This is a genomic window from Dietzia sp. CQ4, from assembly GCF_014145125.1.
GTDB classification, from domain to species: domain Bacteria; phylum Actinomycetota; class Actinomycetes; order Mycobacteriales; family Mycobacteriaceae; genus Dietzia; species Dietzia natronolimnaea.
This window is the reverse complement of record NZ_JAALDZ010000033.1, coordinates 30,281-42,273: the sequence shown is the minus strand read 5'-3', so window position 1 is coordinate 42,273 and position 11,993 is coordinate 30,281. Positions and strand designations below refer to the sequence as shown.

Annotated in this window: 11 protein-coding genes; 6 read left to right on the top strand and 5 right to left on the bottom strand. The window is 71.0% G+C overall.

The features are described 5' to 3' along the window. The 3 genes from G6031_RS02475 to G6031_RS02465 form a co-directional block, all read left to right on the top strand. Nucleotides 1-685 (top strand): SDR family oxidoreductase (locus tag G6031_RS02475; protein WP_182652336.1); only part of this gene is annotated, 685 nt, incomplete at its 5' end. 39 nt (nt 686-724) lie between these two features. Beyond that, nucleotides 725-1,930: an acyl-CoA dehydrogenase family protein gene (locus G6031_RS02470; RefSeq protein WP_182610103.1), complete on the top strand. Its 1,206-nt coding sequence runs from the start codon at nt 725-727 to the stop codon at nt 1,928-1,930. Between the two features lie 73 nt (nt 1,931-2,003). Further along, complete coding sequence (locus G6031_RS02465) at nt 2,004-3,146, top strand: thiolase family protein (protein ID WP_179525666.1); 1,143 nt, start codon at nt 2,004-2,006, stop codon at nt 3,144-3,146. Between the two features lie 213 nt (nt 3,147-3,359). Here the strand turns inward: G6031_RS02465 and G6031_RS02460 are convergent, their stop codons facing one another. Genes G6031_RS02460 through G6031_RS02450 form a run of 3 tightly spaced genes read right to left on the bottom strand, consistent with a single transcriptional unit; the run spans nt 3,360 to nt 6,912 of the window. Continuing rightward, nucleotides 3,360-4,463, bottom strand: coding sequence for a zinc-binding dehydrogenase (locus tag G6031_RS02460; protein ID WP_182652335.1), 1,104 nt, complete (start codon nt 4,461-4,463; stop codon nt 3,360-3,362). A gap of 14 nt (nt 4,464-4,477) precedes the next feature. After that, the gene (locus G6031_RS02455) at nt 4,478-5,665 is read right to left on the bottom strand and encodes an acyl-CoA dehydrogenase family protein (protein ID WP_182652334.1); all 1,188 of its coding nucleotides are present in this window, start codon (nt 5,663-5,665) and stop codon (nt 4,478-4,480) included. Further along, complete coding sequence (locus G6031_RS02450) at nt 5,662-6,912, bottom strand: CoA transferase (protein WP_182652333.1); 1,251 nt, start codon at nt 6,910-6,912, stop codon at nt 5,662-5,664. The genes G6031_RS02455 and G6031_RS02450 overlap by 4 nt, the downstream gene beginning before the upstream one ends. Before the next feature lie 124 nt (nt 6,913-7,036). Here G6031_RS02450 and G6031_RS02445 point away from each other — a divergent pair, with 124 nt between their 5' ends. From G6031_RS02445 to fabG, 3 genes are read left to right on the top strand one after another with little or no spacing between them, the layout of a single operon-like run. Further along, the gene (locus tag G6031_RS02445; protein WP_182652332.1) at nt 7,037-8,233 is read left to right on the top strand and encodes an acyl-CoA dehydrogenase family protein; all 1,197 of its coding nucleotides are present in this window, start codon (nt 7,037-7,039) and stop codon (nt 8,231-8,233) included. After that, nucleotides 8,230-9,414 (top strand): CaiB/BaiF CoA-transferase family protein, encoded by a 1,185-nt coding sequence (locus G6031_RS02440; RefSeq protein ID WP_182652331.1) that lies wholly within the window; start codon nt 8,230-8,232, stop codon nt 9,412-9,414. Before G6031_RS02445 ends, G6031_RS02440 begins: the two co-directional genes overlap by 4 nt. Next, nucleotides 9,401-10,141 (top strand): 3-oxoacyl-ACP reductase FabG, encoded by a 741-nt coding sequence (gene fabG, locus G6031_RS02435; RefSeq protein WP_182652330.1) that lies wholly within the window; start codon nt 9,401-9,403, stop codon nt 10,139-10,141. The genes G6031_RS02440 and fabG overlap by 14 nt, the downstream gene beginning before the upstream one ends. A 34-nt stretch (nt 10,142-10,175) precedes the next feature. Here fabG and G6031_RS02430 read toward each other — a convergent pair whose 3' ends face one another. Continuing rightward, on the bottom strand, nt 10,176-10,934 hold the full coding sequence (locus G6031_RS02430; RefSeq protein WP_182652329.1) for an FCD domain-containing protein: 759 nt from the start codon (nt 10,932-10,934) through the stop codon (nt 10,176-10,178). Between the two features lie 8 nt (nt 10,935-10,942). After that, nucleotides 10,943-11,962, bottom strand: a complete 1,020-nt coding sequence (locus tag G6031_RS02425) for an acyl dehydratase (RefSeq protein ID WP_182652328.1) — start codon at nt 11,960-11,962, stop codon at nt 10,943-10,945. Between the last annotated feature and the right edge of the window lie 31 nt (nt 11,963-11,993).

Genomic DNA, 11,993 nt, shown 5'->3' with positions numbered 1-11,993 from the left:
GTCGGCGGGCGCCCTGTCCTCCGCCGGCGCGACGGTCGTCCTGGCCGCCCGCCGACGGGAGCGCCTCGACGCACTCGCCGAGGAGCTCCGCGCGGCCGGCGGAACGGCGTCGACGGTGGCCTGTGACGTCGCGGACCCCGAGGCGTGTGCGGCCATGGTCCGCTCGGCCATGGACTCCCACGGGCGGATCGACGTCCTGGTCAACAACGCCGGCATCGGCACCGCCGTGCCCGCGCTCAAGGAGACCCCGGAGCAGTTCCGGGGCGTGGTGGACGTCAACCTCCACGGCGCCTACTGGGCGGCCAAGGAGTGCGCGACCGTCATGGAGCCCGGCTCGAGCATCGTCAACGTGGCCAGCGTCCTGGGCCTGACCGCAGGATTCGCCCCGCAGGCCGCCTACTCCGCCTCCAAGGCGGCCGTCCTGGGACTGACCCGGGACCTGGCGGCCCAGTGGGGGAGCCGGCGGGGGATCCGCGTCAACGCGCTCGCCCCCGGGTACTTCGCCTCGGAGATGACCGACGAGATCCCCGAGACGATGCTCGCCGACATCACCGGACGGACGATCTTCGGTCGGCTCGGTCTGCAACCGGAGCTCGACTCCGCCCTTCTCTTCCTCGCCTCCGACGCCTCGTCGTTCATCACCGGGTCGACCCTCACCGTCGACGGCGGCATGACCCTTCACTAGTCCTCTACCTCACCAGTTCTCGACCCAGGAGACATCACCATGGAATTCGCGCACAGCCAGCGCAGCGTCGAGCTGCAGGAGAACATGTGGGAGTTCATGCGCGAGCATGTGTTCCCCGCCGAGCCGGTGTGGGCCGAGTACCTGCGCACGCACGGTGACCACGAGCACCCGCCCGTCATGGAGGACCTCAAGGCGGAGGCGCGGCGTCGCGGGCTGTGGAACCTCTTCCTGCCCGAGTGGTCCGGCATCTCCAATCTCGAGTTCGCCGCGGTCTCGGAGATCTCCGGTTGGTCGCCGGTGATCGCCCCCGAGGCCATCAACTCGCAGGCTCCCGACACCGGGAACATGGAGACCTTCCACCTGTTCGGGACCGACGAGCAGAAGGCCGCGTACCTCGAGCCGCTCAAGGAGGGGAGGATCCGGTCGGCCTACGCCATGACCGAGCCCGACGTGGCCTCCTCCGACGCGACGAACATCCAGACCGTCATCCGCCGCGAGGGCGACGAGTACGTGATCAACGGCCGCAAGTGGTGGATCACGGGAGTGGCCGACGAGCGCTGCGAGATCTTCATCGTCATGGGCAAGACGGACGAGACCGCCGAGACGCACCGTCAGCAGTCGATGGTCCTGGTCCCGCGCGGTACCCCGGGGCTCACCATCGAGCGCAACCTCCCGCTGTTCGGCTACCAGGACCAGCACGGTCACTGCGAGCTCGTCTTCTCGGACGTCCGGGTGCCAGCGTCGAACCTGCTCGGCGAGGAGGGCGCCGGTTTCGCGATCGCGCAGGCGCGTCTCGGGCCGGGCCGCATCCACCACGCCATGCGCGCCATCGGGATGGCCGAGCGGGCCCTGGCCCTGATGGTCGACCGCGCCAAGTCGCGGCACGCCTTCGGCGGGTACCTGTCCGAGCAGGGCGTGGTCCAGGAGCACATCGCCAACTCCCGCATCGAGATCGACCAGGCACGCCTGCAGGTCCAGCACTGCGCGTGGATGATCGACACCGTCGGCGCCAAGGAGGCCCGGTTCGAGATCTCGGCCATCAAGGTGATCGCGCCGCAGGTCGCGTGCACCGTGATCGACCGGGCGATCGAGGTCTTCGGTGGGGCCGGTGTCTCGGACGACACCCCGCTCGCCTACTTCTACGCCTGGGCGCGGGCCCTGAGGATCGTCGACGGCCCGGACGCCGTGCATCGCCGCACCATCGCGCGTGGCGAGCTCAGGCGCACGCCGCCGTACGTCGGCTGAACGTGATGCGCAACACTGACAAGACCCGGTCGGACGAGACCGGATACTCACCGTTCGAGAGAGGGACACGCACATGGGTGCAGTGATCGTGGAGGCCGTGCGCAGCGCGGTGGGCAAGCGCAAGGGTGGACTGGCCGGGGTGCATCCGGCCGATCTGTCGGGCACGGTGCTGAACGCTCTGGTCGAGCGCGCCGGGGTCGACCCGGGGATCGTGGAGGACGTGATCTGGGGGTGCGTGACCCAGGCCGGCGAGCAGACCGGGGACATCGCGCGTACCGCGGTGCTCTCCGCCGGGTGGCCCGAGACCGTCACCGGCGTGACCATCGACCGCCAGTGCGGTTCCTCGCAGCAGGCGCTGAGCTTCGCCGTCGCGGTGGTCGAATCCGGTTACCACGACGTGGTGGTGGCCGGCGGCGTCGAGTCCATGACCCGTCAGCCGATGGGCAGCTCGATCACCGGCGAGGGCATCCCGTACGGGCAGGACTTCCTGGGCCGCTACGACGGCACCATGCCCAACCAGGGCGTCGGCGCCGAGATGATCGCCGAGCGGTGGGGGCTGTCCCGCACGCAGCTCGACGAGTTCGCCGTGGCCTCGCACGAGAAGGCCGCCGCCGCGCAGGACGCCGGGTTCTTCGCCGGGCACATCGTCCCGGTGACCACCCCGGACGGGGTCTTCGACGCCGACCAGGGCATCCGCCGGGGCAGCACCGTCGAGGGGCTGGCCGGGCTCAAGACCCCGTTCAAGTCCGACGGCGTGATCCACGCCGGCAACGCCTCGCAGATCTCGGACGGATCCGCCGCGATCCTGGTGATGAGCGAGGAGGCCGCCGCCAGGTACGGATGCACGCCGATCGCGCGTGTCCACACCGCCACGCTCGCCGGGGACGATCCGGTCATCATGCTCACCGCCCCGATCCCGGCCACGGCCAAGGCTCTCGAGCGCTCCGGGCTGACGATCGACGACATCGGGGTGTTCGAGGTCAACGAGGCCTTCGCCTCGGTGCCGATGGCGTGGCTCGCCGAGACCGGCGCCGACCCGGCCAAGCTCAACCCCAACGGTGGCGCGATCGCCCTCGGCCACCCGCTCGGCGGCTCCGGGGCCCGCATCATGACGGACATGGTCCACCACATGAAGGCGAACGGCATCAGGTACGGCCTCCAGACGATGTGCGAGGGCGGCGGCCAGGCCAACGCCACCATCATCGAACTGCTCTGACGGCCCAGCATCCCCAGCCGGCGTGCATCCGCGCGAGCGGCTGCCCGGTGACTCACAGCCGCCCCCCGCGATGAACTCCGGCCTGCGCATCTGCGCACGCCAGACGCCATCGTCGGGGGCGGCTGCGTTGTGGGCGTACGTGCGCGAGTGCGGATGCCCGGCGAGGGGGGCGTCGCGGCGGGGGCTGTGCTGCGGCGGGGGCTGTGCTGCGGGTCAGGCCCCGGTGAGCACGACGGCCCGGCCCAGGACCTCACCGCGATCGAGGGCCTGGTAGGTCTCCGGTGCCTGCTCCAGGCCCACACGCCGGGAGATCACACTGCTCAGGTCGAGCCTCCCCGCGGCGAGCAGCCGGATCAGCGCGGGTACGTCCTGACGTGCGCGGGCGCCGTAGGATCCCTTGATCTGGATCTTGCGGCGCACGACCCGCGCGAGGTCGACGTCCAGCACCGTCCCGGCCGGCGGGATGCCCACCACGACGACCCTGCCGCCCTCCCGCGTGATGTCCGTGGCCTGGCGGGTGGTGGCGGCCGAGCCCAGCGCCTCGAAGGCGGCGTCGACGCCCCGGCCCCCGGTGATCTCCATGACCGCCTCGGTCGCATCGATCTCGCGCGAGTTGATCGTGTGGGTCGCACCCATGCGCCGCGCCAGGGCGAGCTTCTCCTCGTCCACGTCGACGGCGATGACGGATTCGGCGCCACTCACCGCGGCCAGCTGGACGATGTTCTGCCCGACGCCGCCCACGGCCACGACCGCGACCGACTCACCGGTCCGGACATCCCCGACGTTCCGCACGGCACCGTAGGCGGTGAACAGCGAGCACCCCAGGATCGCCGAATCCGCCAGATCCAGTTCCTCGGGGAGGGTGAACACCGCGGTGGCGGGCGTGACGCTGTACTCCGCCAGGCCGCCCATCGAGTACATGGACAGCGGCTCTCCGTTGGCGCGGTGAAGCCTGGTCTCGCCGTCGTACAGGGTCCCGCGCAGGCGGTTGTACTCGAAGAAGGTGGCGCAGAGGTCCTCCATCCCGCGGGCGCAGTTCTCGCACCACCCGCACGGCATGATGAACGAGCCCACCACGCGGTCACCCGGGCGGACCGCCGTCACGCCACGGCCGACCTCGGCGACGACTCCGGAGACCTCGTGCCCCAGGACCCCGGGGAGCGGGAACCCCACCTCGCCCTTCATCACGTGGAGGTCGGTGTGGCACACCCCGCAGGCCGTGTTGTGGATCAGGACCTCGCCCTCCCGGGGTTCGGGGATCGGGATGTCCTCGAGCACCAGGGGGGATTCCGTGTCCACGCACACCGCAGCCTTCATGGTGGCGACTGTACTCAGTGGTCGCGGCCGAGGAGTTCATCCGAGATGATCCGCATCTGGATCTCGCTGGTGCCCTCGAAGATGCGCGTCAGCCGGGCGTCGCGCCAGTGCCGCTCCACCTGGAAGTCGGTCGTGTACCCGGCCCCGCCGTGGATCTGGACGCCCTGGGAGGTCACCCGCTCGGCCATCTCGGTGGCCACGAGCTTGCACATGGCGGCCTCGAGCGAGCAGCGACGCCCGGAGTCGATGGCCGTGGCCACCGAGAACATGAGCTGGCGCGCGGCCTCGATGTCGGCGGCCATCCGGGCGATCTCGAAGCGGAGGTACTGGAACTCGCCGATCGGTCGGCCGAACTGTTCGCGGGTGGCGACGTAGGCGATCGAGTCCTCCAGCGCGGCGCGGGCCAGGCCGATCGCGCGGGCGGCGGTGTGGGCGCGACCGACCTCCAGGCCGGAGACCGCCAGGTAGAAGCCCCTGCCCTCCCCGCCGAGCAACGCAGAGGCGGGCAACCGGAAGTCGTCGAAGAACAGCTCCCAGGTCTGCCAGCCGAAGTATCCGATCTTGCGGACGGGGTTGCCGGTGATGCCCGCGGGGAACACGCCGCGATCCTTCTCCACCAGGAAGGCGGAGATCCCGCGGTGGGGCTTGGCCGGGTCCCGGACCGGGTCGGTACGGGCGAACAGCACGAGGTAGTCCGCCTGGTCGGCATAGGTGCACCACATCTTGGTGCCGTTCACCACCCACTCGTCGCCGTCGCGGACGGCTCGGCAGGAGATGTTGGCGACGTCGGAGCCCGCCTCGGCCTCCGACAACGCGTAGGCGCCCAGCCACTCGCCGCGGGCGACGCGGGGGAGCAGGCGCGCCTCCTGATCGGGGGTGAACCCGCCGCCCATCCCGTTGCCACGGGCGAGGAGACCGGAGACCGACAGCCACCCGCGGGCGAGCTCCTCGGCGACCAGGCAGTACTCGAACACGCCCAGGCCGAGCCCGCCGTGCTCCTCGCCGATCATGATGCCGAAGAAGCCGATATCGGCCATCTTCTGCCGGAGCTCGTCGGGGATGTCTCCCTTCTCCGGGTCGAGGCGGTTCGCGACCGGCAGGACCTCCCGGGCGGTGAAGTCGCGGGCCAGATCGCGGATCGCGAGCCGCTCCTCCGTGAGGTACACGGGGACACCGTCGCGGGCGGCGGGTTTGTGGGTCATGACTCAGGTCCCTGCGGTGGTGGGGCGATCGGCGGTGAGTCGATCGGAGCGCGGGGGCGATCGGCGGTGAGGCGATCGGTGTCGGCGCCGAGGTCCGGCGCGGGACCGGTGGCCAGGTGCCGGCCGTCGAAGGTCGCGGGGTGCGCGGCGGCGAGGTACGAGCCGATCCCCGGCTGATCCAGTGCAGCGAACAGCGGGTTGGCCTCGAGATCGCCCTCCGTCACCACCTGGCCGAACGTGCGGTACCGCTCGTGCAGTACCACCGAGTCCTCCAGTGCCCGGGTGACCTCCGCCGTGGTGTGGGCGGAGAACCATCGGGCGAACAGTGCGGCCAGGACCTCCCGGTAGGAGTACCTGTCGGCCTCGGTACCGAAGTCGGCGCCGGTGGCCGACTCGAGGGCGTCGACGGCGTCCCGGGTCCCGGTCACCCGCGCCAGGTCGTGGAAATGCCTGGTGGTCAGGGCGACCACCATTACACGGCCCCCGTCGGCGGTGGTGAAGTCCCTGCCGAACGTGCCGTAGACGTAGTTGCCGACGGCGGGCCGGGTGGACCCGTCGAGCTGCGGCTCGGTGAGGTAGCCCAGCGCGCCGGCGGTGGCCAGTGCGACGTCGTCCAGCGGGAGCACGATGCGTCGGCCCCGGCCGGTCCTCTCCCGCTCGCGGACGGCGGAGACCACCGCCAGCGCCGCGTGGAGTCCCGCGGCGACGTCCCAGGCCGGCAGGGCGTGGTTGACCACCTGCCCGGCGCCCTGTCCACCGCCCTGTCCACCGCCCTGCCCGCCGTCCTGTCCGGTGATCGCGGGGAACCCGAGGGCGGCGTTGACGGTGTAGTCGACCCCGGGGCGGCCGTCGCGACGTCCGAGCAGTTCGAGGGTGATGACATCGGGTCGGACCGCGGCCAGACGCTCATGGCTCATCCACTCCCGGCCGGCGGAGTTGGTCACGAGGATTCCCGAGCCCTCCCCGGGAGCGGTGACGAGGTCCCGGAACGACTGCCGGCCCTCGTCGGAACGGAGGTCGAGGGTCACCGAGGACTTGCCCCTGTTGAGGCCGGTCCAGTAGATCGAGGTTCCGCCCGGGGCGAGCGGCCAGCGGTGCACGTCCGCCGCGCCGCCCACCGGGTCGACGCGGATGACCTCGGCGCCGAGCTGGGCGAGCGTGAGCCCGCACAGGGGAGAGGCCACGAAGCTGGAGAGTTCGACCACGCGGATGCCGCTGAGCGGTCGCGACTCGCTGGATTCGGCCATCGGTGGCTCCCGGGGGTCCGGCGGTGACTATTGCCCCGCTCCGTAATTGATGATAATAGTTTGAAGCATACTTCACCGGATCGTGGTTCCGCGAGGGCCATCACGGACGACAGAGGACACAGTCATGAGCGATCAGGCGGACTCGGTGGGGCCCGAGGTCGACGCGGAGGACTTCGCGGCCATCCTCGCCACGACCCGCGACTACATCCGGACCGTGGTGATGCCCCGGGAGCGGGAGATCGCCGACGCCGACGCCGTCCCCGACGACATCCGGGCCGGGCTGGCCGAGATGGGGATGTTCGGGTACGCGATCCCGCAGCAGTGGGGTGGCCTGGGGTTGGACCTGACCCAGGACGTCGAGCTGGCGATGGAATTCGGGTACACCAGCCTGGCCATGCGGTCGCTGTTCGGCACCAACAACGGGATCGCCGGGCAGGTCCTGGTGAACTTCGGCACCGACGAGCAGAAGGCGGAGTGGCTGGAGCGGATCGCGTCCGGCGAGGTGATCGCGTCCTTCGCGCTGACCGAGGACGGTGCGGGGTCCAATCCCGCCGGGCTGGCGACCAGGGCCGTCCGAGACGGCGACGACTGGGTCATCGACGGCACCAAGCGCTTCATCACCAACGCGCCGGTGGCGGATCTGTTCGTCGTGTTCGCCCGGACCCGCCCCGCGGACGCCGGTGGCCCGGGGATCGCGGTGTTCCTCGTCCCCGCCGACGCGGCCGGGGTCACGGTGGGACCGAAGGACCGCAAGATGGGCCAGGAGGGTGCCCCGACCTCAGAGGTGGACTTCAGTGGTGTCCGGGTCCCCGCCTCGTCGCTGGTGGGGGGAGACGAGGACGCCGGGTACCGCGCGGCGATGACGTCCCTGGCCCGCGGTCGCGTGCACATCGCCGCCGTCGCCGTGGGGTCGGCGAGAAGGGCGCTCGACGAGTCGCTGGCCCATGCGGCCACCACCACGCAGGGGGGCACGGCCGTCGGCGATTTCCAGCTGGTCCAGGCCATGATCGCCGACCAGCAGGTCGGGGTGATGGCCGGACAGGCGCTGGTCCGGGAGGTCGCGGCCAAGTACGTCTCGGGAGAGGACCGACGCATCGCCCCGTCCGTCGCCAAGCTCTTCTGCACGGAGATGGCGGGGAAGGTCGCCGACCTGGCCGTCCAGATCCACGGCGGCACCGGGTACATGCGGGGCGTGGTGGTCGAGCGGATCTACCGGGACATCCGCCTGCTGCGCCTCTACGAGGGGACCAGCGAGATCCAGAGGCTGATCATCGGCGGCGGCCTCATGCGCGGTGCGACACGCGAGGCCACCGCACGATGACGGGAGGCGGGCCGCTCCCTCTCGAGGGGATCACGGTCGTGGCGGTCGAGCAGGCCGTCGCCGGCCCGTTGGCCACCCGTCACCTCGCGGACCTCGGCGCCCGCGTCATCAAGATCGAGCGGCCGGGGGAGGGTGACTTCGCCCGGTCCTACGACGACACCGTCCACGGCCTGGCCTCGCACTTCGTCTGGCTCAACAGGGGCAAGGAGTCGATCGAGCTCGACCTGGCCTCCGACGACGGGCGGCGGGTCGCGCTCGAGCTGGCCGACCGTGCGGACGTGGTCCTGAGCAACCTGGCACCCGGGGCGATGGACCGGTTGGGTCTGGGGGCCGCTGCGCTCCGGTCGAGGAAGGACGAGCTCGTCGTCGTCACCCTGTCCGGGTACGGCGACGCGGGGCCGTACTCGGGCCGCAAGGCCTACGACATGCTCGTCCAGGCCGAGTCGGGGTTGTGCTCGATCACCGGTACCCCCGAGACCGCCACCAAGACCGGCGTCCCGGTCTCCGACATCGCGACCGGGATGTATGCGCTCTCGGCGGTCCAGTCGGCGCTGTTCCGTCGGGAGCGGACCGGGCTCGGTGCCACGATCGAGGTGTCGATGTTCGAGGCGACAGCCGAGTGGATGGGCCACCCCATGTACATCCGGATGTACGCGGACCGGCAGGTCGGGCGCATGGGCCTGTCGCACGCCTCGATCTGCCCGTACGACGCCTTCCCCACCAGGGACGGACAGGTGCTCATCGGGGTGCAGAACGACCGGGGATGGGCGGCGCTGGTCCGCGACGTGTTGGACCGGCCGGGTCTCGTCGACGACGAGCGGTACGCGACCAACATCGCCCGCGTGGCGCGCAGGGCCGAGGTGGACGCGCTGATCGGGTCCCTGACCAGGGAGTACGACTCGGAGGAGCTGGCCGCGCGACTCGACGACGCCGGTGTCCCGGCGGCCCGGCTCAACGACGTCGCCGGACTGGTCCACCACCCGCAGCTCGAGGCGCGGGACCGGTGGCGCGAGGTCGACACCCCGGCCGGACCCGTCCGCGGCCTGCTCCCGCCGGTCACCTACGCGGACGTAAAGCTACCGATGGGGCCCGTGCCGTCACTGGGCCGACACACCGATGCGATCCTGGCCGAACTGGCCGGGCGGGCACGAGGAGAGGACACACGTCATGGGACTTCTTGAGGGTAGGACCGCGGTCGTCACCGGAGCCGCGCGCGGGATCGGGTTGGAGATCGCGCGGACGTTCATCGACAGCGGGGCGCGCGTCGTGATCGGGGACATCGACGACGAGGCGGGCGCGGCCGCGGTCACCGAGCTGGGCGGCGAGGACGCCGCACGGTACGTGAACTGCGACGTGCGTGACGGGGCGGCGATCGAGCACCTGATCGACGTGGCCGAGGAGGCGTTCGGGCCGCTCGGGGTGTTCGTGAACAACGCCGGTGTCACCCGCGACGCCACGATGCGCACGATGACCGAGGAGCAGTTCGATGACATCATCGCGATCCACCTCAAGGGAACGTGGAACGGCACCCGCGCGGCCGCCGGGCGGATGCGGGAGCACGGGGGAGGGGCGATCGTCAACGTCTCCTCCATCTCCGGCAAGGTCGGGCTGAAGGGTCAGACCAACTACTCCGCCGCCAAGGCGGGGATAATCGGATTGACCAAGGCCGCCGCCAAGGAGGTCGCGTTAAAGAACGTGCGCGTCAACGCGATCCAACCGGGGCTCATCCGCACCGCCATGACCCTGGCGATGCCGCAGCACGTCTGGGACGAGAAGATGGCCGAGATCCCCCTGGGCCGGGCCGGCGAGCCCTCCGAGGTCGCGCAGGTCGTGCTGTTCCTGGCCAGCGACATGTCGAGCTACATGACCGGTACGGTCCTCGAGATCACCGGCGGCCGCCACATCTGATCCGCCTCGGACGGGCACGGCCCGGTGACCCGGGTCAACCGTCGAGGTCCCACCGGATCGGCCTCGCGAGCGCGCTGTGGAACCGCTTCTCCAGGTACGTGGTGTGCTCGTGGATGTGGACCGACATCAACCGGGACGCGGTGTCGCCGTCCCGGTCGGCGATCGCGGCGTAGATCTCCTCGTGGATGTCGCACGTCAACTCGCGCTGCCGCCTGGGGTAGGTGATGCCCATCGAGGCTCCGGCGATCAGGCCGCTCAGCGCATCGAAGAGGTAGCCGAAGAGCGCGTTCCCGGAGCTCCAGGCGATCAGCTCGTGGAATCGCTCGGAGTGGGCCGAGAACGCGGCCTGGTCGCCCATCTGATCCCGCGTCTGGCGGAGGTTCTCGGCGAGTCCGGCCAGTCCGGCGTCGTCGATCCGCGAGGTGGCCAGACGGGAGATGGTGGGCTCCAACGCCGTGCGGGCCTCCATGATCGTGGAGAACGGGGCGTTCTCGAACTGCAGGAGCAGGCTCAACGTGGCGGCCAGCGTCCCCCCGTCCGGTTGCTGCACGATCGGCCCGCCACCGGGCCCGGGCTTGAGCATGAGCACGCCCTGCAGCTCCAGGTAGCGCAGCGACTCGCGGAGCGTCCCGCGACCGACCCCGTACTGCTCGAGCATGAGGTGTTCCGGGGGCAGCCGGTCGCCGACGGTGTTCCCGCGACGGGAGATGTCCTCGACGATCTGCTGGGCCACCAGGAGCGCCGTCTTCTTGGGACGGCCCACCCCCGGCCGCGTGCCGCCTTCTGAACTCATGACAACCATTATCCCCGATCCGGGCGTCCGGGCATGAGTACCGTGTACGACCAGTCCAGGACGGGAGCGTCACCGTCCGCCCGGTGGGCGGTGACGAGCGACCGCAGATCGAGCGCCGTCCCCCCGTCCGGGAGATCGATCGAGGCCCCGATCACGAGCTCGCTGCTCAGGGTGTCGCCCTCGCGGACCGGGCCCACGTGGTCGCAGGAGTGCCAGCCGAGCACGGTGAGCATCGTCGGCAGCGCCCGGGTGGCCTGCGACAGCGCGAGTCCGATGGTGTGGCCGCCGTAGACCAACCTGCCGGCGCCCGAGACGCGGGCGTCGTGGTGGGTCTGCGCGATGTTCAGGGTGAGCCGGGCCAGTTCCGGGGCGCTCGAGACCACGTCGGCGCCCGGGCGCAGGACGGTGCCCTCGGCGGGGAGGGGGTCACCCGCCCCGGGGACCGCGGCGCGGTAGGCGGCCAGGTCCCAGGCGTCGGGTGTCGCCCACGGCCGGGAGGTGGCGGTCCCGACCGCCGCCAGGTCGTCGGTGTGGGCGCACGAGTCCGGGTCGACGCCCGGAGCCAGGGGCAGCATGGCGCATCGGTGGAAGTCCAGGACGGTCCGTCCGTCCTGGTCGGTGGTGGAGATGCGGAGCGCGGCGAGCCCGGTGGGGGTGCGGCCCGGTGAGTGGCTGTTGGTCTTGAGTGCCACGACCTCCGTCCGGGTGGTCAGGGTGTCACCGATCCGGGGTGCGGTGAGCAGACGCAGGCCGCGGTAGAAGAGGTTGGCCCGCACGCGCTGGGTGACGAGGGTGGACTGGCCGATCGCGACGTCGACGACGAGGCCCGGGTGGGCCACCGTGCCGCCGGTGACGGCGTGGGCGAGACGACGGTCCAGGGGGAGCCGCAGCCGGTCGCCGAGGATCGCCTGGTGTGCGGCGGCGAGACCGTCGGTCAGGGTGACGGACGGGGCGTCGACGACGACCTGACCCACCGCCAGCTGGTCGAAGTAGGGTCCGCCGACGGGCCGGGCGTCGCGAGTGTCCATGACCGGCATCCTAACCAAACCATGCGCATGA